Genomic DNA, 24,321 nt, shown 5'->3' on the forward strand with positions numbered 1-24,321 from the left:
TTTCTTAATAGACGCCTGGCTGGATCATCAAGGCCTTCTTGTGACTGGATAACACCGCGTCTGTTCCAAACGGAATACTGTAATGGGGCAGGCAGTGACCAATCTTAAACCCGGCTAATACCGGTTTATTCAAACGAGAAAAGTAGTCTTCATAAACCTGTGCCAAAGACAAGGTTTCTTTTGTATTCTCTGTTTCCGTTCCACTAAAGTCTCCAAGGATGATCCCCGCCGCATCTTCCAGTTTGCCTGCAAGTTTCAATTGATTAAAAAAGGAATCCAAACGGTAGGGCTGCTCTCCGACATCTTCCATGAACAGTAATTTGCCTTTTGTATCAATCTCGTAAGGGGTACCCATGGTATTTACAAGCAAAGAAAGATTTCCGCCTACCACTTCCCCTGATGCTTCTCCTTCTCCAATAACTTCTAGTGGAGATAGACTTTCATCGTAATGGATCACCTCAGGTTGGAAAAGCTGCTGGAACATTTTTTTTGATTCCTCATCAAAATCTTCTTTTCCAACATCCGAACAAAGCATAGGCCCGTGAAAAGTGACCAGTCCTGTTTCCTGACGAATCGCCGTATGTAAACTTGTGATATCACTATACCCCAAAAAAATTTTAGGGTTTGCTTTCACTGTTGCATAATCAATGGTCGAAAGAATCCTTCCTGTTCCGTATCCCCCACCAGCACAAAAGATAGCGGCAACTTCCGAGTCTTGAAACATCTGATGGAAGTCTTCCATTCTTTCTTTATCATTTCCTGCTAGATACCCGTGCTTTTTCTTTACATGAGCTCCTAGTTTCACGTTCAAGCCTAAGCTTTCCAGAAAAGAAAGGCCTTTGTCCAGGTTCTTAAGATCCGGCGGACTTGCAGGAGCTATAACCCCCACCGTATCCCCCTGTTTCAACCGTTTCGGCTTCATCATTTCCATTCCTCCAATGAAGGAAAAGAGGCGAAAATATCGCCTCTTTTCAAAGAAAGTCTATTGTTTATCTGCCCACTTCAACTCAAGGTACCCTACAGGGTGACGAACGATATCGGATACGCTGTCTTTCTCAAGAACGACTTGGTTATAGAAATGTACAGGGAAGATCGGCATCTCTTCAAAAAGAAGCTTCTCTGCTTCATACATCAATTCCCAACGCTGTTCTTCATCCGCTTCATTTTTAGCATCGGCGATCAGCTGATCGTATTCTTCGTTCGACCAACCTGTACGGTTCATGGAAGAATCCGTCGTGAAACTTTCAAGGAAGTTGATGGGATCGGCATAGTCTGCTAAGAAAGAACTTCTGGAAAGTTGGTGTTCCAAAGCTTTTTGCGCTTCAAGGAAGACATTCCATTCCGCATTCTCCAATGTAACTTCTACGCCAAGATTTTCTTTGAACATTTGCTGGATGGTTTCTGCAATTTTCTTGTTGTCCTCGCTCGTGTTATAAGAAAGGGTGATGGCAGGAAGTTCGTCGTAGCCTTCTTCCTCCATTCCTTCCTGTAGCAATTGTTTCGCTTCTTCTACATTTGGTTGGACAAGCTTGCCATTGTGCTCACGGAAGTCTTCCCCTGATGGACTCTCAAACCCATAAGAAACGAATCCATAAGCGGGTTCCTCTTTATTCTTCGTCACATAATCGACGATTTCCTGTTGATTGACGCTCATGGCAAGCGCTTTTCTTATCTTCTCATTCTGGAAAGGCTCTTCATTGACATTAAAACGGTAGAACGCTGTACCTGCCTGGTCCTGAATCGACATTTCTTCACTGTCTAACAGCTCCTCAGCCATATCAGATGGAATATTAGAGGTGTCAAGCTCTCCACTTTCATACATTTGGTATTCGGTATTGGTATCATTCACCATCGCCCAGTGGACTTCATCCAGCTTCACTGTTTCGTGATCCCAATATTCTTCATTCTTCTTCATAAGCATTTCGCTATCATGTTTCCATTCTGCCAATGCAAATGGTCCGTTTCCTACAAAGCTGTCCGCTTCCGCAAACCACTCTGGATTTTCTGTAGCTACAGACTCATTGACCGGGAAAAAGGCCGGGTTGGAAATGATATTCAAGAAATATCCTGTTGGTGCACTCAAGGTCACTTTCAACTCTTTGTCACTGACCGCTTCCACCATTACATCATCAGCTGATCCTTCTCCATTGTTGAAGGCTTCTCCACCTTCAATGAAATATCCAAGGAACGCGGCTGGTGAAGCCGTCTCAGGATCCAGAAGACGTTTCCATGCAAACTCGTAGTCCCCTGCTGTCACGTCATCTCCATTCGACCATTTTGCATCTTCACGGATGAAGAAGGTATATTCCTTCCCATCTTCGGAAATTTCCCATTCCTCAGCGGTTGCTGGTTCTGGCGTATGATCTTTGCCAAGACGGGTCAGACCTTCCATCAAGTTGTTCAGCGCGTTCCAGGAAACCGCATCAAACCCTTGAGATGGATCGAATGATGTCGGCTCCTCTCCGTTGTTGAGTAAAAGCGTTTTGGTTCCTGAATCACTTTCTCCTTCAGAACCACCCTCATCACTATCTCCTGCACTTTCCGAAGCTGTACATGCGGCTAATACAAGGACAAGTAAAACCCCTGTTAAGATTGTCCACCATTTTTTCATTTTCGTTCTCCTCTCTAAATGTTTAATAAGTTGACGCCATATATTTCTTTGCCCGCTCATCCTGCAGCCAACAGTCCACTTCATGTGTTCTGCTCAACTCAGAATGAAACGGATACACCTTTGTGCACACTTCCATGGCCATCGGGCACCTGGCAGCAAATGGACATCCCTCCGGTGGGGAAAACAAATCCGGCGGTGTGCCGTCTATGGGAATAAGTTTTTCTCCTTTTTGATCCATCCGGGGAACGGAGTGAAGCAGCCCTTTTGTGTAAGGGTGCTGCGGGGTGTAAAAGATCTCTTTCCGTGTCCCTGTTTCAATGACCTTCCCGGCATACATGACCGCAATCCGATCCGCTATTTTAGCGACCACCCCTAAATCGTGCGTGATGAGGATGATGGAAACTCCGGTCTGTTTCTGAATCTTTTGAAACAGCTGAAGGATTTGCGCCTGGATGGTTACATCTAAAGCTGTCGTGGGTTCATCGGCAATCAGAAGTTCAGGATCACAGATCAGCGCCATCGCAATCACGATTCGCTGGCGCATGCCGCCACTGAATTCATGAGGATACTGTTTCATACGTTCCACAGGATTGGGGATTCCGACAAGGGTCAGCATTTCTATCGCCTGCTTATCCGCTTCTTTTCTGGAAATCGTACGATGCTGGCGAAGCCCCTCTGTCAATTGGTCCCCGACGGTCAAGGTGGGATTTAAAGCCGTCATAGGATCCTGGAAAATCATCGAGATATCAACTCCGCGGATTTTCCTTACTTCCTTGTCCGAAAGCTGAGTCATATCCTGTCCTTTGAAAAGAATGGATCCATCCTTGATCTCACCGGGAGGGGTTGGAATAAGGCGCATGATGCTGTTCGCCGTGACACTCTTCCCACAACCGGACTCCCCGACAATGGCAAGGGTTTCCCCGCGATATAATTCTAGATTCACGCCGCGTACGGCCTGTACTTCTCCCCCGAATGTTTTGAAAGACACATGCAGGTCACGAATGTCCAAGATTTTTTCCATTGATGTTTACCTCCTGAGCTTAGGATCAAGCGCATCCTGGAGACCGTCTCCAAGCACGTTAAAAGCGAACATGGTTGCTGAAATGAAAAAGGCAGGGAAGAAAAGACGCCACCAGTCGCCTGATAAAATGACACCCAGTGCATCATTGGCCATCATCCCCCAGCTTGCATAGGGAGATTGAATACCCAGTCCCAAAAAGCTTAAAAAAGCTTCAGCAAATATAGCGGTTGGAACAGTGAGAGTCATCTGTACGATAATCGGCCCCATCGTATTCGGCAGCAGATTCTTTTGAATGATCCGCTTCGTTTTCGCGCCGAACGACTGGGATGCCATGACGAATTCATTGTGTTTCAACTGCAGAACCTGCCCTCTGACTATTCGGGCCATACCAACCCAACCGGTAACCGTTAAAGCGATGATGATGGTTAAAAGACTCGGGCCCATGACCACGAGGAGCAGGATAACGACGAGAAGATAAGGCAGGCCATAAAGAATTTCGATGATCCGCATCATGACGTTATCCGTTCGCCCCCCTTTATATCCGGAAAGTCCTCCATAAGCGACTCCAATAAAAAAGTCGATCAAAGCGGCCATCAGACCTACAAATAAGGAGATCCTTGCCCCGTACCATGTCCTTGTAAATACATCCCGGCCTAATTCATCTGTCCCGAACCAATGGTTAAGCGACGGAGCCTGATTCTGATTGGGCAGGTTTTGAGTGTCCACATCGTGCGGCGAAATCCAAGGACCGATGACAGCCATAACCCCCAGAACAATAAGGAAAATGAGCCCTGACATCGCTAATTTGTTCTGTCTGAGTCTTCTCCAGGCATCTTCCCAATAGGAAAGAGAAGGACGGACAACGGATTCCGCATCATCGGTATTTTTTTCTTTTGGCTTAAACCATTCGTCCGGAATGGATGAATGAGGCGTTTGTTCCTTCTGTTTTTTTGCCGGAATCACTTTTATTTGCCTCCTTCTTTATGAAGCTTGATTCTAGGATCGAGAATTCCGTATGCGATATCCACCAGAAACAGCATCAATACAAGAAAAGCACTGTAAAAAACGGTGGTTCCCATAATGACCGGGTAGTCCCGCTGGTTGATCCCTTCAACGAAATACTTACCCATACCGGGGATGGCGAAGATCTTTTCAATGACGAACGTCCCGGTTAAGACCCCTGCAAGAAGGGTACCTAAAATGGTGACCACCGGCATGAGTGCATTTTTCAATGCGTGCTTCACAATGATTTTTGCTGGTGATAACCCTTTGGCTCGCGCGGTTTTTATGTAATCCTGTGTTAACGTCTCGAGCATGCTCGACCTGGTCAGACGGGCGATAATCGCCATCGGGCCGGTGGCAAGCGCAACAATCGGGAGCACCATATGTTGGGGACTGCTCCATGTCGCAGCAGGAAGCACGCCCAGATTCACCGCTAACTGCTGGATTAACAAGGTAGCTAATACAAAGTTAGGAATCGATATCCCAAGTACGGCGATGGTCATCGCTATGTAATCAATCACTCCATTGTGCTTCAATGCTGCAAAAACACCGAGGGCAACACCAGAAATTAACGCAATGAGGATCGTCCATATGCCTAACTCAGCGGATATCGGAAAACCTCTGCCTAGTAACGAATTGACCGTCTCTGTAGGTTGTTTGATCGAAGGACCGAAATCCAGGGTCACAATCGACTTTAAATACAAAACGTATTGCACAACTAACGGTTCATCCAGATGATAATGGGCTTCTAAATTCTTCTGAACGGCTTCGTTGGTTGTCCGCTCTTCATTGAACGGAGAACCCGGAAGTAAGTTCATTAAGAAAAACGTAAGCGTTGCAATGATAAAAACAGTAACAATCATGTAAATGAAACGTTTCAATATGTATTTCGCCACGACTACTCCCCCTAGCTGGATGTTGTCTGCATGGCAAGCTCTGTCATGACAATCATGGCTTGGTATGCTTCCACTATGTTTTTAGCCTGAAACCGTACCGTTGTTGAATCTGGTTCGATTTCCGTACCAGGCATGAGATTGGCCCATTCGGCCTGGCCGTAATTCATAAATTCAATCCTCAGAGTGGGATGTTCAGGAGGGACGAGCGGCTCGATTCGATTTCGGTTATGTATCGCTTCCGTCGTGCGTTTTTGCAGAAGTTCCCCGGCCTTTTTCGGTGTCAAACTCTTCACTGCAGACCGGGAAATGGTTTCTTTCACCGGTGCTGTGACGATATTCGGAATCAATGCTTCTGCTTCCATCGCTGCACAGTCATCCCCGGCCACCATCAAAACAGGGACCCCGTAATACCCGGCCACATAGGCATTAAAGCCAAGCTCTCCCACAGCCACATCATTTATGTAAAAATTACGAACCCCGAAGCTCATCGAGTGTGAAAGGACGCCTTTTTGAGCTGCTCTCGCATGGTACCCTAGAAAGATCGCTCCAGCATATGATTCATCTAACCCTTGAATCATAGATAGCGGTTTGACACTTCCTGTAATTAATGTGGCATCCGGATGAATCTCATCAATCAGTAAATTGTTCATCTTCGAATGGCTGTCATTGACCAATACTTCCTCCGCATGGTTTTGAAACGCGGCTTCAATGACATGGTTCGTTTCTTGTGTCATGATCCTCCTCGCCCGTTCATAATTGTGCTTCGAAGAATCAACAAAGGTGTAATCCGGTATTCCCGTGATTCCCTCCATGTCGACGGAGAGGTACAATTTCATGAAATCATCTCCTTTTTTGGTAATATTGTTAATTTTCATAAAATTTTACCAGTAGCTGACAAATTTTGCAATAGGACTCTTACTCTACTTCTCTTTAAAGCGTAAACGTTCTAAACCCCTTGGCATGGCTCACACAAAAAAACCTGGAGTCTGGACTCCAGGTTTCACACAGGCTTTTTGACTAATGATTGGTTTTCATAGTAGGAATCAATGACTTGAAGCTCAGAATAAGGAATCTTCTCATCGCCGACAATTTGGTAACCTCCAAATCCTATGCCGGTCAGCAATACCACATCACCTGTCCTTGCAAGATCAAGCGCCAAGTGGATGCCTTCTTCTCTATGCAACCGTGTATGGATGTGCGGGGAGGATGGCTGCTTGAATCCACGACAAACATCATTCACGACCTCTTGCCGATCCGCATGGCCTGGTTGATCGACGCTTACAATCACTTCATCCGCCACACTTTCAACTGCCCTTGCCATGAGGGGTCGTTTTTTAGGATCTCGTAATCCAATTCCGGTAATCATGACAATCAATTTCCGATGTGGAATTTGTTTAACGGATTCTAAGACATGGGCCAACGCATCCGGGGTATGGGCATAGTCGAGGATAAGCTGATAAGGTACATCTTTATCCACTATTTGAAAACGGCCTTCAGGTTTGCGAATGTGACTGATGACAGAAAGGATTGAGGCGATCGAGAAACCGACTTGATGACAGGCGGCCATAGCTGCGAGTAAATTCGATACATTGTATTCGCCAAACACAGGAGCCTGGACCGTATATTTGGTTCCGAAAGCATCCAGTTCAAAGGTGGTCCCTGTTCTAGTCGTATGGATATGAGAGGCTTGAATATCGGCGGGCTGACGGATCCCGTACGTGATGGCTGGACCTTTAAATGTATGGATGAGATCATCAGCCATCAGTGGGTCATCGGCATTAATCACTGCTTGATCCGCTTGTTTAAACAATTTCATTTTCGCCTTTTTGTAAGCGTCCATGGTTTGATGAAATTCTAAATGTTCCGGGGTGAGATTGGTGTGGATCGCTACATTGAAGTGGATGGTTTCCAGTCTTTTTTGTTCAAGAGCGATCGATGTGGATTCAATTACGGCTGCCTGCATCTTTTTCTCACAAAAATATTCCAATACTTTATGGATATCCGGTGCTTCAGGAGTCGTTGGAACCGTCTGTTTGAAATTGGTTTTCTCGCGGTCATCCCAAATCCCTGCAGTTCCGAGCGATCCTGTCCGGAATGAAAGGCTGTTTAAAATGGAATGCGTGAATGTTGCCACCGTCGTTTTCCCATTCGTCCCCGTAACCCCAATCGTATGTAAAGATTCTGAAGGTGAACCACACACAATAGAAGACAATACAGCAAGCGCAGAACGACTGTCTTTCACATGAATAAAGCTCAGGTGAGGATGTTCGGCTGCAAAAAGGTCCAACATATGATTATCCGTTCCAACAACAGTGCGAGCCCCCGCTTCAATCGCCTGTTTTATATAGAAATGCCCATCATGATGTTCACCTTTTATGCAGATAAAGGCATCCCCTGCTTCGATTTCCCTTGAATCATAAGACACAGAACGAATTTCCTGGCGATCCGGGCCCTGGAAAGAACCGTTCAATAGCTCGTCCAGGATATACGTCTTCTTTTTCATATCATCATCCTCTGTTCGTTAAAATCCGCTTTATTTCGGTAAAGCACTATATTTCTCTCATTTCCCACATTCAAGATTGTTGAAACCTGACATCTCGAATTCATTATTCTTCACATAAAAAAGGCAGCGCCTCGTGCGGCGCTGCCTTTTTTCTAGAGAAAATAGGTTATAAAAGACGAATATGTGTGATTTTTGCTTGCGGGTTACTTTTCAAATGACTCTCGCGCGCTTTTTCTTTATGCGAAGCATACACAGGTACCTGTTTCACTACGCCTGATTTTGCCTGGTAATAGATTAAATATTTTTCGGCCATTCTACTCTACCTTTCCTGGTTCATTCTTGCTTCAAGTATTTGCAGGAATAGACAGGAATATACATGGTAGGCTTTTGTACGGGTTGGGGCAACCTTGCGCGGGGTTGAGGAGGGCTTGCGCGTGAATCACGCACTGAAGGCCTGATTCGCTCAAACAAAAGAGAAGCAGCATCACTGCATGTCTGCAATGATCTGCTTCTTCTCCTGATCGGTCACGTAATTACGATGGTTGAATACATGATAGCCGTTTTTTCTTACGGTCGGGAGGATGGCCCGATACATTTTGGCGGCGCCTCCGACCGGTGTCCGTGAATAAATCGGATAATCCGGTAATGTCCTCATTGCCTTGTCATAGTAGAATTCTGCATCAGAGGCCAAGTCTTCCCACATGCTGATGAACGCTTGATTGACCCTTTTCTCTTTCAGATCAAAAAACGTATAGCCATGAAGATCCATCACTTCTTGGGGTAAGTAAATGCGGTCAATTTCCATGTCCTCGCCAATGTCCCGGAGGATGTTGGTGATTTGCATGGCGTAGCCGAGTTCAATCGCCCCTTGACGGAGAGCTCCCACTTTTCCTGGAGCGATGACAGGCAGAAGCATCAGACCAACGGTACTTGCGACATGATAACAATAGTCTAACAAATCTTCTTTTGTACGGATGGTGGTGGGGTACAGGTCCATGCGCTGACCTTTGATCATGTCATAATAGGGTGCGGGATCGATGGAGAAGTGTCTGAAGACATCATCGAGCGCGAGCCAGGAAGGGTCTGTGAGTTCGAGCTTCCCTTCCATAAATTGATCAAATTGCTGGGAAAAAGATTCTAGTTCTGCTTTTGGGTTATCTCCTTCATCTACGATATCATCGACGCGACGGCAAAAGGCATAAATCGCCCAAACCGCTCTTTTCTGCTGTTTGGGCAGCATAGCGAATGCTTTTGAGAACGTTTTGGAGTGCTTTTCGATTACTTTACGACAATGATCGTATGCTTGGTTCAAGTCCGTCATCACTAAACACCTCGCTTGTAATTATGCCTTTCTTTGACCTCATATTGCAAATAATCTGCCAACAATTTTGCTCCCTGCATGACGATTGGTACGCCTCCGCCTGGATGTATGGAAGCTCCAACCGCATACACATTTCCTATCGCGTACGGCTGCAGTTGTGGGCGGAACACCCCTGATTGGAAAAGGGTCGGGGCTATTCCGAAACTTCCTCCTGCATATAAGCCTTCACGTTCAGCATCTTCAGGGGTCCGGACATGCATCCATTCTATATGTTTTCTTAAATCTGGGAATCCCCGTTCCTCCATGGCATCAATGACGCTTTCGACCAACTGATCCTTTTTCTCCCAATCCACAGCTTCTCCTGTAGGAACAGGGATCAATGTATAGAGGACTCCTTTTCCTACAGGTGCGAGTGAAGGGTCCACTAAGGAAGGATGGAAGGTATAAAACGACGGATCATCCGGCAGTTGTTTATCCACGAACACCTGCCGCATATGGCGGTCAAAGTCTCGGGACATGAAGAACTGGTGGATGGAGTCGTTTTCATAGATGCGGTCAAGTCCCATATAGAGCAAGAGACAACCTGAGGAAGGAGTATATTTCCGTTGAAGCTGATTTTCAGCAGGCATGATTTTGTCCATCAGAGGAAAATCCCCGTTCAAAATGAGCTCATCGAATGTGACCTTTTCTCCCCCTGCCATTATGGATATCGCTCTATCTTTCTTAGTTTCCACACGGTCTACAGAAGTTCCTTTGAAAATTTGAACGCCTCTTTTTTCCAATTCCTCCTCGATGATCTCAACAAGATGAGCATAGCCGCCTTTCATGTACCAGATGCCATGCTCATGTTCACTATAAGACACGAGCGAGTACATCGCCGGCGATTGTTCAGGATGACCTCCGATGTACAACGTTTGTAGCGTGTAGGCTTCTACAAGACGCTCATCGTCAAAGTAGCTGCGCATCATTTTCTTCACGTTTTGGTAAGCTTTTAACTTGATTAATGTTTTTAAGTTTTTACGGGAGAAAAACGTTCGTTTTTCTACGAAAGATTTTTCAAGAAACTGAGCTTTCCCTTGCATAAAACGGACCCGCATATCATTTAAGAACCGGTCGAAATGCATTTCATTGCCAGGAAACTTCTCCTTCAACTCTGCTTTTTGTTTTTCAGCTTCGGAATATTTATTGAACGTCGTGCCGTCAGGGAAATGGATGTTATAAAGAGGGTCGCATGGAATCAAAGGAATGCGGTCCCTCGCAATTCCACCCTCTTCTAGTATACTGAGAAGCATTTCAGGCAGAAGGACGATCGTAGGTCCCTGGTCGATTTTGAACGCTCCGTGCCGTTCGTAAGTAAGTCTCCCTCCGAGCACATCTTTCTTTTCATAGATGGAAACTTTCCTGTTCGGATCGTTGGATAAGAGCAGGGCCGTTACGAGACCCCCGATACCACCGCCGACAATCGTCGTCTTTGTCATATCGGCTGCACCTCCTCTTCCCTGATCCATCCTGTCGTTATCCTGGCTGATTCAAGAATGGTCGGCAATCCGCTTCCCGGGTGGGTGCCGCCGCCGACGAGCCAGCAGTGATCAAGTTCCTGGAATCTGTTGTGCGGCCGGAAGTACATCATCTGGGAAAGCTGGTGACCAAGACTGAACGTCGCGCCCTGATGCACGAAATGATCGGTCTGCCACTGCTTGGGAGTAAGGACTTTCTCCTCGACGACGTGGCTGCGGATATCCGTAAACCCTGTTTTCTTCTCGATTTCGTCATAGATCAACGATTTGAATGTTTCCTGCTTGTCGTCCCAGTCGATTTCGGAATAATTGTTCGGCACCGGGGCTAAGATATAGACGGCCGAATGTCCCTCTGGCGCAAGCGTAGGATCGGTCACACTTGCGTTATGGATATAGATGGACGGCTCATCGGACAGGACGAGATCTTTCGTCATTTCATTCACATTATTTTGATAATCCTCTGCAAAAAGAATGGTATGGTGTGGCATGTCGTACTTTTTATCAAGCCCTACATAGATCATGAATGTAGAGCATGAAAACTTCTTCTTTTCGAGCTTCTCTTTGGAATGGCGGCGCAGGACGCCGTCATCGACTAAGCGGGTCATCGCTTCAGCGAAGTCTGCATTGATGATGTATTCATCCGCCTTCACCGTCTCTCCTGAGTCAAGCACAAGGCCAGTGATTTCTTTGCCTGAGACGTTGATTTTCTGAACTCCTTCATTCAAATGAATCTTTCCCCCGTGCTCCTCCGTCACTTTAGCCATCGCTTTCGACAGTTGATTGACTCCTCCGATCGGATGAAACACTCCCCACTCGTGTTCCATGTAAGAGAGTATAGAGAAGGCTCCCGGACATTCCCATGGGGACATGCCTAAGTACTTTGCCTGAAACGTAAAAGCAATTTTGAGCCGCTCGTCTGTAAAGTAATCGGAAAGCACGTCATAAACGGATTTCCCAAGGGATAGTTTCGGGAGTGCTTTCAGCGCCCTTTTACTCATATAGTCCGTCAGTTTGTTGTGTTTCGTTTGCAAAAGAGGCATCAGCGCCTGCATTTTTTCCCTTGTATCATGCATGAAGTTTTCATATCCGGCCTCATTGCCCGGGAAATGCTCAGAAATGACATCCAGCATTTTTTCCCGTTCCCGGTACATGGGTACTCTTTTTCCGTCAAATTGAAGTTCATACATGGGGGAAAGTTCTTTCAAATCCATGTAATCATGGACATTTCTTCCTGACATTTCGAAGATCTCCTCCATGATTTGGGGCATACTCAAAAATGTCGGTCCAATATCGAATGTATAGTCCCCGAGCGAAAAATGACCGTTCCTTCCGCCCACATAGGATTGTTTTTCATAAACATGAACGTCATAGCCTTTAGCTGCTAGGATCATCGCTGAGGCTAAGCCTCCAGGTCCCGCTCCGATTATGGCGATTCTCTTCATAACCATCCACCTTCTCTCCTGAACTTCTACTGTGCAATCATTATACAAAATATGTACAAAGGGAGCTATTGATCCATCTTCATCAATGTGCTCTGCCATTTTTTCCATTTCTATATACTCATTTTTTACCCTTCCGGTGGATGTTATAACCCTCTACTTTAGTAAAGTATTACTTTCGCTCCTTGATCTTCATATTCCTTCTTACGATTTAAGGTGGATCACACAAGGATAATAAAGGGAATCGAGGGGATAATATGGTCGAAGGAGGCATGGTTATGTATTCAAATCAAAGAATTTCCGGACCTTATTACCCTTCCCATTCGACCCACAACCCGCCTCACAACCAATACAGCAACGAACAGTTGAACCATTGGTGTGAGGAGCTGGATCAGTGTGAACATCACCAGGAGCAACAATCGGACAGCATGCACCAAAAAAGTAAAATCACAAAACTTTCGCCCCCGACTTTCATGATTTGATGAACGTGGGTAGATGACCATACACAGTCCCTCTCTCGTGCATAGGCTACGAATGTAACAACAGGAGGTGAGCTTATGTACGGAGGCTATCCTTACGGAGGAAGACGGTGCCACAGACCACGACGTTACGGCAATAACTTCGCCTTGATCGTCGTATTGTTCATCCTATTGATCATCGTAGGTGCAGCATTTTACTGCTAATACGGATGGGTGCTTGAAAAAGAAACGATCAACACAAGACAAGGGACAGGAGGATGACCTTCCCCCTGACTTGTCCAGCGTCTTTTGGAAAAAGTAGAAGCAGACGCTGAGTGAGGAAGGGAGAAGAACATACTTCTCCCCCTTTACAAGACTCATCTTTTTCTTTTTCCTAAAAAAGGACACAGCCTTCAATGGGCTGTGTCCTTTTTGTTAGTGGATGGATTTGTTTTCAAAGACTGTGATTAATTCCTCAGGGGGCAGCGGTTTACTGTAGAAATACCCTTGGATCTCATCACACTTTTCACTTTTCAGGAAGTCCCATTGTTCAGCGGTCTCTACACCTTCGGCAATGACTTTCATATTTAATGAATGGGACATGTGGATGATTGATTTTACAATCGCTTGATTCTGCACCTGATTCTCGCTGATGAAAACTTTATCGATCTTCAATTTGCTTACAGGGAAGCGACTCAAGTATTTGAGTGATGAATATCCGGTACCAAAGTCATCGATCGAGACGTGTACGCCCAGATTTCGGAGGTCATTCAGCGTCTGGATAATGTACTCTTCATTCGTCATCGCCATGGATTCGGTAATTTCAAGTTCAAGATACATAGGGTCAAGTCCGGTTTCTTCTAAGACCTGTTTCACCCGGCTGACGAGATCTTTTTGTAAAAACTGCAGGGCTGAAAGATTCACACCAACGATGACAGCTGGAAACCCTTCTTCCTGCCACTGCTTATTCTGACGACAGGCTTCCCGTATGACCCAATCGCCAATTTCAAAGATCTGGCCGTTTTTCTCTGCGACCGGAATGAAAGTCGCGGGGGAAATCCTCCCTTTTTCAGGATGATTCCAGCGGATCAAAGCTTCGAGGCCGACAATTTCGCCTGTGTGAATGCTTTTTTGAGGTTGATAGTGCAACTCCAATTGATTTTCTTTCAATGCTTTACGAAGTTCAGAATCGATGGAAAGCATTTGTTCAAACTCTTCACTGATGGATGCATTATAGCAAAGGTAATCATTTCGCTGCTGTTCTTTAACGGTGTACATCGCGCTGTCGGCCTGCTTGATGAGATCGCCCGCTGTTTTTCCATGCTGTGGGTATAGACTGATGCCAATGCTTACGGATGTGTACAGCTCGTACCCGTCAATGACGACAGGCTCACGAAAGGCTTCAATCAATTTCTGTGCCAAACACTCTGCATCCTTCTGGTCATTGACTTGTCTTTGCAGTACAAGGAACTCATCCCCTCCCATCCGGGCCATGAACGTGTCTGCCCCCTGATGCTGTTTCAATCTTGACGCACAAGCTTTCAACAGTTCATCCCCGAAAGAATATCCAAGGGTGTCATTGATCTGTTTGAAATAATCGAGGTCGATGAAGTGGACAGCGAGCCCCTCCTTTTCTTCGATGGCCTCTTTGACCATATCCATGAAATAATACCGGTTGGGAAGCTCCGTCAGCTCATCATAATAGGACATGAATTCAATTTTTCTCTCGTTATGTACACGTTCGGTGATGTCCCGAACGATGGCTACGCGTAAAATACGGCCTTCCTGCGGGTAAGGATGGGCGAGGACTTCGATATAAAAAGGGGTCCCGTCTTTCTTGACCGCTTGCAACACATATGGCTGTTCGGGATAGCTTAGAAAAAGCCTGTGAAGCGTTTCATGCTCACGTTCTGAGGTGAGTGTGAACGCGTCCTGCTTCACCATTTCTTCTTTTTTGTAACCGAACATGGAAGCGAGGGTATGATCACAATCAATGATCTTCCCTTTGTCATGAATGACCATCCCCTCGGAAGGAACCACCAATCGTTGTTCCATTTTCTTCTTCACTTCGAACGTTTGATCAAGCATGGGGACGGGTTGAAGAAAGATGGCGTATAAGGATCTATCGTGCTCCATCTGTCGGCACTGCACCTTGTACAAACAGCCCCCAGATGGGGAAAGCTCCACCATTTTCGGTGCTTCTTCCTTCTTCAATTGATGAAAATCAAGGAGATCGAGGAGTGATTGGACATCTCCGTCGATCAACTCTCCCGATTTCTCATTAAACCGAAGCAGCCTGCCTTCTGCATCCACAAAAAGGAGGGCATCATTCATTTGTTGATAGATCCATTCATCTATAGGTAATGCAAGCTCTCTCAAACGGTCCGACATTTGGTGTGCCCCCTAAAACAGCTGTGTTCTAACCAATAATGATTCTTTCTCTTGGATAATGATATTTCCCTTGGGCTTTATCATGTTTCTTGAAGGAGAATAAGAACGTTAATAATCCGATTCGTCCTAAGAACATGAGCAGCATAAGCACAACTTTTCCAAAGGAAGACAGTCCTGGAGTGATGCCGAGGGATAATCCGACGGTACCGAACGCAGAACAGACCTCAAAAACGAGTTCATTCAGTGTAAAAGGTTCAGTGATGGTCAGGGTGATGACGGCACTGAAGCAGACGAACAAAGCAACGATTGTAACGACAACCGCTTTATTCAAATCTTCTGGGTGAACTTCTCTTCTAAACAATCGAATGTTGTTCCCGCCTCTTGCAAAGGTCAATACGAAGATGACCACAAGGGCGAACGTCGTTGTCCGGATTCCGCCTCCAACACTACTCGGAGACGCTCCGATAAACATCAATGAAGACATGAACAGCTGGGTTTGTTCAGTGAATTGATTGATATCCATCGTGGAGAGCCCTCCACTCCTCGTTGTAACAGACTGGAACAAGGCATAAAAGAAAATTTCATGCCAGGACTTGTCCATAAAGAAATGGTTGCTCTCTAAAATGATAATCATGATCGTGCCCAATACGACCAAAGCAAAGAAAGTAAACGTCGTCAGCTTGGCGAATAATGAAAAGCGTATCGTTTTCTCCTCATGATTTTGCATCAAGTATTGTTTGACCTCGATCAGAACCGGAAAGCCGATGGCTCCAGCGATGATGAGGATAATATTGATGAACTGGACAAAATAGTCGTCACTAAAAGGGATCAGTGATTGGCCTGTGATATCAAATCCACCGTTCGTCATGGCACTGATGGTACCGAAGAAGCCTTGCAGATAAGCTTCGCCTGGTTCATAGTACTGAAGGAAATAAGTCCCAAGAACAAGAAAGCCGACGAGTTCGATGAGTAGGACGACAAGCACGATTTGTTTGACAAGCCGGACCATCCCGGAGAAAGAAGTCTGGTTCTGGTCGGTCATAATCAAACGGCGCTCTTTCAAACCGATTTTTTTGCCGAGCATCAACCAGACCAGCGTACCTAAGGTCATGACACCGATCCCTCCGAATTGGAGCACGATCGCCAGGATGAAATATCCAGTTGTGCTGAACGTTTCAGCCGTCGGCAGGGTGGTCAAACCTGTAACGCTGACCGCACTGACCGCTGTAAATAGTACATCGATGAATTCAACTTTGACCCCGTCCCGATGGGCTACAGGCAGGGCAATCAATATGGAAGATATGGTCACCGCGACCATATAGTATAATGCGATTAATTGGAATGGCGATAAGTCATTCAGCCATCGCAGGCTTTTTCTTCTCACCCACATATAGTAAAACTCCTTTGATGTTGCCAGGTCTAATGGATGTCTATCACCACTAATAGTATAGCAGGATATTCGACAAATTACTTCCGTTTTTTAAAAAATGTAAGACATTTGAACTAATACACACGTCGGAGGCGTCTGAATATCAGACGCCTCCAATCGTTTGCTTATGCTTTTGATTCCTGGCCACGTTTTTTGAATTCTTCTAAGAGGTCTTCTCCCTGATAGCCTTCATCCATCAATTGCTTTAACACCCATTCCACTTGTTCTTGCTGACGATCGACAATCGTTCCCATAAAGATGACATTCATCCGGTCACCGATCATATTGACATCAATCGGTTTCACAAGGAAAGTCGCTGGACGGTTGCTTTGTTTCGTAATCTTTACTTGGATGATGATTTCTTCTTCCTTTTCTTTCATCGTTTCAAAGAAATCCCGATAACTCTCATCTACGTAAACTTCAATAATCCAACGGCCGTGATCATCTTCCCTGTTGATAATTAAACCGTCTTCGAGCTTAATGCGTCTTTGAGTAATATCATCGTGCTTTTCTTCCATGATATCCAGTGAAATCAGTTTAAAGGTTTTCATTCGAATGACCTCCGAGAATGATAATTACCTCTATTATAGAACACGGAGAGGACTGGAGCAAAGACTGATTTCGACCTTTTTTTATCCTCCGATGTAAGACATTTCGATTTTGTTCTCTTTCATCGGCTTTCCTTGGGCTCTGTCGACCGAATACTGATCCGTTCGACCTGTCCATATCGCAAGCAGATAATCCGTAATCGCATCATCGCTCTCCCCTTCACGCAGCATAGTTTTCAAATCATAGCCGGAAGAGGCGAAAAGACATGTGTACAGGTTGCCGTCTGCGGACAAACGAGCCCTTGTGCAGCTTGAGCAAAAAGCTTCCGTCACGGAGGAAATGACTCCGATTTCTCCCGATCCGTCCTTATAGCTGTAACGGGAGGCTACCTCTCCATAGTAATTCGGATCTTGTGCGACGAGCGGCATTTCTTGATCGATCTGTTCGATGATCCATTTTTTCGAAACGACCGCATCCATATTCCAGCCGTTGTGGTTGCCGACTTCCATGAATTCAATGAATCGGAGCGTATCGCCCGTTCCTTTGAAATAACGCGCCATCGGCAGGATTTGATCTTCATTCATTCCTTTTTTGACGACCATGTTGATTTTTATTTTCAAACCTGCTTCTCTTGCTGCTTCGATCCCTTTTAATACCGGTTTCGTTTTGATTCCGCGTCCATTCGTTTCCTGGAAAACGTGATCTTCAATCGCATCAAGACTGATGTTCACACGGTCAAGCCCGGCATCCTTCAGTTTCTGGGCCTGTCTGACGAGAAAGACCGCATTCGTCGTAACGGCAATATCCTCGATGCCGTCGATCTCTTTTAACCGGCGCACAAGGTCAGCAAGATCTTTCCTCATCAGCGGTTCGCCACCGGTCAAACGTACTTTTTCCACTCCAAATTTAGCAAAGATTTCAGCAAGCCGCACGGTTTCATCAAAACTCAGGAGTTCTTCTTTAGGTAAAAATGCATAATCCGGACCGAAGATTTCTGCCGGCATACAATATGTACATCGGAAATTGCATTGATCGATTACAGATATTCTTAAATCTTTAATGGGACGACCGAGTTGATCAATGATGTGGGATTTGATAAGATCACCCCTCCTCGAAATATTTTTGTCCGCCTTGATTTTCTAAAAGAATCGCTTCTACAGCGTCTCCTTTTTCAAACCCTCTCGTTCCTCCGGGAAGGACAAGAAAGGCGTCTGTATGAGCTAAGGATGTGACGACATTTGATTTGTCCATCCCTGCGGGTGACGCCATCACCTTCCCATCCTCGTAGTGAATTTTTCCACGTACGAACCGGGTGAATGGATTCGGTTTAGGGAAGTCCTCCCCGAGTGTTGCTTTGATTCGTGTATGGAAAGGTCTAGGGTTCCCAAGCAACGTTTGAATGATTGGATAGGTGAATAGCTCAAAACCAACGTAACAGGCAGACGGATTGCCGCTTAGTCCATAAAGAAGCTGACCGTCAAGCTCTGAGACGGTGGTTACGCTCCCCGGGCGCATCGCAACTTTGTTAAAGAGCACCTGAGCCCCCAGCTCTTCATAAATGTCTGGCATCAGGTCATAATCCCCAACCGATACACCTCCTGTTGTAATCAGGAAATCGTAATCGTGCAAGGAACGGGAAACCGCTTCGTAACAAGCGTCAAAGTCATCTACAAGTTTTCCTAAAAAGTGGCCTTCCGCTCCGGCGCGTTCGATTTGGGATAAGATCATGGGAGCATTGGAATTGCGGATTTTCCCCGGTTGAAGCGGTTCGTGCACATCAAGCAGTTCTGTCCCTGTTGCAAAAACGCCGATTTTCGGTTTCTGATATACCTTGACTTCCGGATATCCGAATGTTGCGAGCAGAGCCTTCACACCAGGGTTGATGCGGGTACCAGCTTCAACGAGCACGGTCCCCTCCTCTGTCTCTGAACCTTTGCCGATAATATTCTGATCCTTATCCATTGAACGCTTCAATGTCATATAGGAAGTGCCCTGATCATCGTAGGTTTGGCAGATTTCAAACATCGCGACACAATCCGCACCATCTGGAATTTCAGCCCCAGTCATGATCCGGACCGCTTCTCCTTTTTCTACCGGGTGACTTGCCAGCTGGCCGGCACCAATCGTCTCCGTTACATGAAAGTGTCCTGGATTATCCCGTGATAAATGCCTCGTATCCTCCGCACGCAGAGCAAATCCGTCGTAAGGAGATTTGTTGAACGGAGGAACAGGATGAGTGGCAAGTAAGTCCTCAGCTAAATGACGGCCATCGCTATTTTCAAGAGGAATGGTTTCAACCTTTCCTGCTTTTTTATCCATCATGACCCTGTCGACAGCTTCAGAGACAGGGAGTGGTTTTCTATGTAAGTTCATCTTCGATCCTTCCTTTAATAACGTCTTCCTTTGAACATATAGGAATATTCATATTTTTTCAAAGATTGTCTATGCAGGATTGTGTTCTTTTCCCCAAACGCTCGGAAAATAAACGCGAATCCTGCTGATGTTTTGGATATAAAAAAGCCCGAAGCAACAGCTCCGGGCTTGGTCTCATTTAAATAGGATCGTACACATTGACAACGTGGTTGATTGCTGTCTCATCCTGTTTCTTGCTGCGTCTTTCTTCTTTACGCGCATGCTTTTTCTCATTACGCTTCGTTATTTTCTTGTTTCCAGATGCCATGTTCATTCACTCCCCTCTTTCCTATTGTCCCAAGGAAAGAAGGATTTTATGACAAAACCTCTGCCTGTTAAGCAGAGGTTTCATCGTTTATATGAATGTATATTTGATTTTTACATCATTGATTTTCTGTCCGATCTGCCGGCTGCGTCGTTTCGATTTCTCGACAGAGGCGACATCCGCACGTTCAATAATGATGGTAAACAGAATCATATGGATTCTCATGTATTTTCCTCCTCTTTGTACTGAGGCTAAGCGGTATCCTTCTCAACATTCAACCAGTTCATAAACGCCATTCTTAGTAATTCTCCCATTTCCATCTCCTCCTTATTATTTGTACCTGTTACATGTAACGGCTGAATGCGGACTTCCGGTCGAGCCACTGGTCTTTGGCCGTCGGTCGGTATCCTGGTAACGGCTGATAACTTCTCTTGTTTTTCGCAACGGTAATCGTAAAAATGAAAAATTGAATCGTCATGAAAACCCCTCCTTTTTAAGTGTAATATTTATATCTAAAGAGTAATTTTACTCTTAGATAGCATAAGAAAAAGCCGCAGGGCATGCTGCGGCTTTTTTAGAGAAATTTCTCCATTAAAAAAGCCACAGGAATACATTATGCATCTCCTGCGGCTCCTATGAATGCTTTTTATGAATAGTCATAGATCTCAGTATTGGATCTCCGCGCAGGTCGATGGTATGAAGTTGGTTTGGTTTTGTGTCATCCAATTTTTCATGGTTTTCCGACCTCGCTTTCTGAGAAATTTTTCTTACACTGGAAATTATATAGGACGTTTTACGGAAAGTAAAGCCCATTTCCAAAATATTCTTGACTTTTTTAGGAGGGCAGAAAATTCTGCCCTTTAACGCCCCTGCTCTGATCCATTGTATGAAAGGCCAGCGTCAGTTATGCCAGCTCATCATCATTTTCTAAAAATTCTTCGATTTTCAAATCCAATTCGTGCAATCGTTTCAAGGCTTCGCTTCTGTCCATTTGTTTGTAATGGTGCAGCCCCATCGGCTGCTCATCCTTTTCATCGGCTTTTGCAACCACATCTTGAAGCGCGGTTCTTTTTTCTTCCAAACCAAAAGGCAGATAACTGTCTGTGTGGAGAAGAACAGCGACAGACACCTCTTTCGCTACAAGACGGTCTTCTCCGAGCCGGATCAGGAGCTTATGCGCCCGTTCTGCTCCTTTGATTGCATGGATATCGGACTTTCGGTATTCGTCATAATCCCATTTGCCGTCCCGGTACCATTCATAATGTCCCATGTCATGAAGCAAAGCTGATTTGGTAGCAAGATCAGGGTCCACTCCCTTTTTCACAGCCATATCAAATGCGTATCCTGCAACGGTGACCGCGTGGTTGATGCCTGAGCGCTGCAAGTACTTCTGAGTAATGCGGTGTTTGAACACATCGACGAGTGTCACTCTTTTCATACGATCACCTCCGATTTTTAAGAAAGATCATACCATGATTTACCCTTTTAGAACAAGATTCCACTCATAAGGATGGCCGCTTTAGGAGAGATTGATGGTGAAGGGATACGTGGTGAGGAGTTTATGGCTCAACCCTTTATTTCACATCCACAAGGAAGTTTACCCTATAATAGAAAAAGGAAACGATACCGGGGAGGGATAACCATGACAAAACAGAACGAAACGGTTCTGATCACAGGCGTTGCCAAGGGCATTGGACGTGGATTAGCTACAGCTTATGCAGAGGAAGGGTACCGCGTGATTGGCTGTGATGTAAATGAAGAAAAAGGCCGGGAAACAATGGAAAGTGTGGATGGGCTGTTTTTGCGGTGTGATGTGAGTGATCCAAAGCAGGTCGAAACCCTTTTTCAAAACATTAGGGAGCCTTTTTCCATATTGATCAACAATGCTGGCGTGAGCGAGTTCAAATCGATGTTCGAGCTGGATGTTAACGAATGGGACCATGTGCTGAATACGAACCTGCGCAGCTGTTTTCTTTTTGCTAAATATGCAGCGGAACGGTGGAAGCAAGAAGACATTCCAGGACGGATTGTGAATATCGCGTCCACGAGGGCATTCATGTCTGAGCCTGACTCGGAAGCGTATGCCGCAAGTAAAGGGGGCATTTTCGCACTGACCCATGCGATGGCCGCTTCTTTATCTCCCTACAATATTCGGGTGAACAGCATCAGTCCAGGTTGGATCCATACGGGAGATCCTGATGATTTGAGAGACAAGGACCATCATCAACATTTGTCCAATCGTGCAGGTACCGTCAAGGATGTTGCGAAAGCTTGTTTTTATTTAACGGATCGGGAAAATGGTTTTGTGAATGGAGAAAATGTGACCTTGGATGGCGGTATGACTCGAAAGATGATTTATGAACACTGAAAATGGCGAAATGTTTAGTACAAGTTTTGTACGGGTAGTGATATAGCAACAAAACATTACGGAGGTGACGACAGTGAATCAACTGTCTTCTTACCAAATCACATTGAACCGCCCGTTGAAAACCAACCAGATCATGAAAGTGTACAAAACGATTTCGAAAAATGGGTGTGACTTATACTTACATCAAAATCAGCTGATCGCTGATGCTGGGCACCTTCCGAAATTATTATCATTTTTCCTATTCATGAACAAAGAAGAGCCGTTCGTCATGATTATCGATGGCGAGTGTGTCGATGATGTTTATCAAGAAATTGAAGGCGAATGGCAGGACCATATTGCTGAAAGTACGTGCCGAAGAAAATACAGTGAAGATATGGTGGAAAACGAAACTTCTATCCTGGTATAACTTTTGTGCAATTATTATAGAATCATTTGTAGGATGTAAATGTCGAATCATAATGAATCTTCTTCCCAGCGAAGGAGTGACCCCCTTTGTCTTCATGCCTATCTCAGAGACTCCTTCGCCAATTTTTTTACATAAGACGAAAACCCGCTCCTTTTACAAGGAAGCGGGTTTCTTTTGTGCATACGTCTGTTCTTTTTTATAAAAATTTAATCGGAACTGCAGGAACCCTAAAATAATGATAAGGGCAAAAGCAAGAAAAATGTTACTGTAAACCGCCGTTGTTCCTTCAAAGCCAAACCAGTTGAACGGCTGGATCGGATTGAATACGTCAAGCGCTTTGCCGATCAAGGCGCCACTCAGAGCACCGGATACGAAGTTGAGCAAGTTGAACACTCCCATGCCTACTCCGGTTTCATTTTTGTGTAAAATGTTCGCAAGGATGTCAGCGGATGATGCCTGCACGAGCGGGAAGCTCATGTAGGAAACGATAATCGCTGCACTTACGATATACGGATGAGCTCCGACGAGTGTAGACAACACGATAAACCCGGTCCCCAGCAACCCTAAAGCCATATAGAGAACGAACGTGTTCCCTTTCGAATCGACGAGGTTCCCACCTTTTTGACCCATCAAGGCAGCACTTAAGGCACCAGGGAAAAGGACGAGACCAATCATCATCGTTCCGAGTCCATAGGCATCACGAAACATGATCGGCAGCATGAACATCATGCCGAACAAACACACGACGCCGAGAAAGCTTGTAATGATGGTGGCTCTGTACTGATTGCTTTTGAATAGATGAGCCGGGATGAATGGTTCATCGATCGCCTTCATCCTCCATAAATTCAAAGCAAAGAATAGAACCGTAAAGGCGAATAACCATGTGATACCCAGTGTAATACCAAGCATAAGCGTGGAAATCACCCCAGCGATCAAAGCGGCACCGACGTAATCGATGTACCCTTTTTTCGACTCTTCCTGCGGCAGGTTTTTACGCAGGAATGGCAAGGTAATAATAATCAATGCGGACGTTAAGAACAAATAACGCCAATCGAGAAAACCTGCAATGAAGCCGCCCGCAATCGGGCCTACACCTGAAGCGAACGCCATCACAGAGGAAACGATGCCAAGCACTTTCCCGCGTTCATTCGGAAAATAACGGATCGGTGCCAGGAAAACGAGCGCTGGGATCATGGCCCCACCGACAGCCTGGATGACCCTGGCTAGCAGCACCATCCCATAGTTTTGAGCGAAAAAGCCAAATAAAGAGCCGGCACAAAAAATACTGAGGCCGAACGTAATCAATGTTCGATACGGATAGAAGTCCGCCAATTTCCCGTATGTGAGAGCTCCGACAGCATAGACCATAATATATCCGGTCATGACCCAGCTGACTTCCGATGGCATCAATTGATAGGTTTTAGCTATATCGGGAACAGCGATGTTGAACATTGTTCCATTCATCACTGACATCATCATAACCGCGCAAAGAGAGATCAATAATCCCTTTGGGTTACGGACTTGTTGTTCTTCTTTCATGTTTTGATCTCCCTCCCTTTATTTCGTTACCCGAAATGATTCTACAGGACATAACCAAATAAAGCAACGGTCAAACGTTGGATATGGAAAATTCAATTCAACCTTATTCTTTATTCGTCTAAGCTCCCGATTGTTCAACATAACCATACTGTCAAAATTTAAATAGACGGAAAATTCAGATATAATGGAGGAGA

25 protein-coding genes are annotated in these 24,321 nt (G+C 45.4%); 4 read left to right on the forward strand and 21 right to left on the reverse strand.

Translation table 11 applies throughout. The annotated features are described in order from the left end of the window. Positions 1 to 4 precede the first annotated feature (4 nt). The 11 genes from K2225_RS03055 to K2225_RS03105 all read right to left on the reverse strand — a co-directional run bounded on the left by K2225_RS03055 (position 5) and on the right by K2225_RS03105 (position 12,313). A complete protein-coding gene (locus K2225_RS03055; protein ID WP_220583415.1) occupies positions 5 to 925 on the reverse strand; it encodes a S66 peptidase family protein in 921 nt (306 codons plus the stop codon). 57 nt (positions 926 to 982) lie between these two features. Beyond that, positions 983 to 2,611: a peptide ABC transporter substrate-binding protein gene (locus K2225_RS03060; RefSeq protein ID WP_255574139.1), complete on the reverse strand. Its 1,629-nt coding sequence runs from the start codon at positions 2,609 to 2,611 to the stop codon at positions 983 to 985. Positions 2,612 to 2,633: 22 nt separating this feature from the next. Continuing rightward, a complete protein-coding gene (locus K2225_RS03065; protein ID WP_220583416.1) occupies positions 2,634 to 3,632 on the reverse strand; it encodes an ABC transporter ATP-binding protein in 999 nt (332 codons plus the stop codon). 6 nt (positions 3,633 to 3,638) lie between these two features. Next, positions 3,639 to 4,595, reverse strand: a complete 957-nt coding sequence (locus K2225_RS03070) for an ABC transporter permease (protein ID WP_370632691.1) — start codon at positions 4,593 to 4,595, stop codon at positions 3,639 to 3,641. A 2-nt stretch (positions 4,596 to 4,597) separates the two neighbouring features. Beyond that, entirely contained in the window at positions 4,598 to 5,530 is a 933-nt protein-coding gene (locus K2225_RS03075) for an ABC transporter permease (RefSeq protein ID WP_220583417.1), read from the reverse strand. 11 nt (positions 5,531 to 5,541) lie between these two features. Continuing rightward, positions 5,542 to 6,366: a M55 family metallopeptidase gene (locus K2225_RS03080; protein WP_220583418.1), complete on the reverse strand. Its 825-nt coding sequence runs from the start codon at positions 6,364 to 6,366 to the stop codon at positions 5,542 to 5,544. A gap of 164 nt (positions 6,367 to 6,530) precedes the next feature. After that, positions 6,531 to 8,033, reverse strand: a complete 1,503-nt coding sequence (locus K2225_RS03085) for a UDP-N-acetylmuramoyl-L-alanyl-D-glutamate--2,6-diaminopimelate ligase (RefSeq protein ID WP_220583419.1) — start codon at positions 8,031 to 8,033, stop codon at positions 6,531 to 6,533. Positions 8,034 to 8,199: 166 nt separating this feature from the next. Further along, positions 8,200 to 8,346, reverse strand: coding sequence for a hypothetical protein (locus tag K2225_RS03090; protein WP_167449425.1), 147 nt, complete (start codon positions 8,344 to 8,346; stop codon positions 8,200 to 8,202). 171 nt (positions 8,347 to 8,517) lie between these two features. Continuing rightward, entirely contained in the window at positions 8,518 to 9,354 is an 837-nt protein-coding gene (locus tag K2225_RS03095) for a phytoene/squalene synthase family protein (RefSeq protein ID WP_220583420.1), read from the reverse strand. A gap of 2 nt (positions 9,355 to 9,356) precedes the next feature. Beyond that, positions 9,357 to 10,832: a phytoene desaturase family protein gene (locus K2225_RS03100; protein WP_220583421.1), complete on the reverse strand. Its 1,476-nt coding sequence runs from the start codon at positions 10,830 to 10,832 to the stop codon at positions 9,357 to 9,359. Next, the gene (locus tag K2225_RS03105) at positions 10,829 to 12,313 is read right to left on the reverse strand and encodes a phytoene desaturase family protein (protein ID WP_220583998.1); all 1,485 of its coding nucleotides are present in this window, start codon (positions 12,311 to 12,313) and stop codon (positions 10,829 to 10,831) included. The genes K2225_RS03100 and K2225_RS03105 overlap by 4 nt, the downstream gene beginning before the upstream one ends. A gap of 275 nt (positions 12,314 to 12,588) precedes the next feature. Here K2225_RS03105 and K2225_RS03110 point away from each other — a divergent pair, with 275 nt between their 5' ends. Then, on the forward strand, positions 12,589 to 12,792 hold the full coding sequence (locus tag K2225_RS03110) for a hypothetical protein (protein WP_146813315.1): 204 nt from the start codon (positions 12,589 to 12,591) through the stop codon (positions 12,790 to 12,792). A 75-nt stretch (positions 12,793 to 12,867) separates the two neighbouring features. Then, complete coding sequence (locus tag K2225_RS03115) at positions 12,868 to 12,993, forward strand: YjcZ family sporulation protein (protein ID WP_089654777.1); 126 nt, start codon at positions 12,868 to 12,870, stop codon at positions 12,991 to 12,993. Positions 12,994 to 13,203: 210 nt separating this feature from the next. Here K2225_RS03115 and K2225_RS03120 read toward each other — a convergent pair whose 3' ends face one another. The 9 genes from K2225_RS03120 to K2225_RS03145 form a co-directional block, all read right to left on the reverse strand. After that, on the reverse strand, positions 13,204 to 15,159 hold the full coding sequence (locus K2225_RS03120) for a sensor domain-containing protein (RefSeq protein WP_220583422.1): 1,956 nt from the start codon (positions 15,157 to 15,159) through the stop codon (positions 13,204 to 13,206). A 28-nt stretch (positions 15,160 to 15,187) separates the two neighbouring features. Further along, entirely contained in the window at positions 15,188 to 16,549 is a 1,362-nt protein-coding gene (locus tag K2225_RS03125) for a TrkH family potassium uptake protein (protein ID WP_220583423.1), read from the reverse strand. A 164-nt stretch (positions 16,550 to 16,713) separates the two neighbouring features. Further along, positions 16,714 to 17,139 carry a YwpF-like family protein gene (locus K2225_RS03130; RefSeq protein WP_220583424.1) on the reverse strand — a complete coding sequence of 142 codons (426 nt, stop codon included), beginning with the start codon at positions 17,137 to 17,139 and terminating at the stop codon, positions 16,714 to 16,716. Between the two features lie 81 nt (positions 17,140 to 17,220). Further along, positions 17,221 to 18,234 (reverse strand): GTP 3',8-cyclase MoaA, encoded by a 1,014-nt coding sequence (moaA, locus tag K2225_RS03135; RefSeq protein ID WP_220583999.1) that lies wholly within the window; start codon positions 18,232 to 18,234, stop codon positions 17,221 to 17,223. 4 nt (positions 18,235 to 18,238) lie between these two features. Next, positions 18,239 to 19,510, reverse strand: coding sequence for a molybdopterin molybdotransferase MoeA (locus tag K2225_RS03140; protein ID WP_220583425.1), 1,272 nt, complete (start codon positions 19,508 to 19,510; stop codon positions 18,239 to 18,241). Between the two features lie 178 nt (positions 19,511 to 19,688). Then, positions 19,689 to 19,817 (reverse strand): hypothetical protein, encoded by a 129-nt coding sequence (locus K2225_RS19965; RefSeq protein ID WP_255574141.1) that lies wholly within the window; start codon positions 19,815 to 19,817, stop codon positions 19,689 to 19,691. 87 nt (positions 19,818 to 19,904) lie between these two features. Beyond that, positions 19,905 to 20,039 (reverse strand): hypothetical protein, encoded by a 135-nt coding sequence (locus K2225_RS19970; RefSeq protein ID WP_255574142.1) that lies wholly within the window; start codon positions 20,037 to 20,039, stop codon positions 19,905 to 19,907. 118 nt (positions 20,040 to 20,157) lie between these two features. After that, positions 20,158 to 20,292: a hypothetical protein gene (locus K2225_RS19975; protein WP_255574143.1), complete on the reverse strand. Its 135-nt coding sequence runs from the start codon at positions 20,290 to 20,292 to the stop codon at positions 20,158 to 20,160. Between the two features lie 426 nt (positions 20,293 to 20,718). Further along, on the reverse strand, positions 20,719 to 21,252 hold the full coding sequence (locus K2225_RS03145) for an HD domain-containing protein (protein ID WP_220583426.1): 534 nt from the start codon (positions 21,250 to 21,252) through the stop codon (positions 20,719 to 20,721). A gap of 204 nt (positions 21,253 to 21,456) precedes the next feature. On the opposite strand from K2225_RS03145, the gene K2225_RS03150 reads away from it, so the two are divergent. Both K2225_RS03150 and K2225_RS03155 read left to right on the forward strand, forming a co-directional pair. Beyond that, positions 21,457 to 22,182, forward strand: coding sequence for an SDR family NAD(P)-dependent oxidoreductase (locus K2225_RS03150; protein ID WP_220583427.1), 726 nt, complete (start codon positions 21,457 to 21,459; stop codon positions 22,180 to 22,182). Between the two features lie 73 nt (positions 22,183 to 22,255). Next, complete coding sequence (locus tag K2225_RS03155) at positions 22,256 to 22,588, forward strand: hypothetical protein (RefSeq protein ID WP_220583428.1); 333 nt, start codon at positions 22,256 to 22,258, stop codon at positions 22,586 to 22,588. A 153-nt stretch (positions 22,589 to 22,741) separates the two neighbouring features. Here the strand turns inward: K2225_RS03155 and K2225_RS03160 are convergent, their stop codons facing one another. Next, on the reverse strand, positions 22,742 to 24,127 hold the full coding sequence (locus K2225_RS03160; protein ID WP_220583429.1) for an MFS transporter: 1,386 nt from the start codon (positions 24,125 to 24,127) through the stop codon (positions 22,742 to 22,744). Between the last annotated feature and the right edge of the window lie 194 nt (positions 24,128 to 24,321).

The organism is Halobacillus sp. Nhm2S1 (assembly GCF_019599545.1).
Lineage (GTDB): Bacteria > Bacillota > Bacilli > Bacillales > Halobacillaceae > Halobacillus.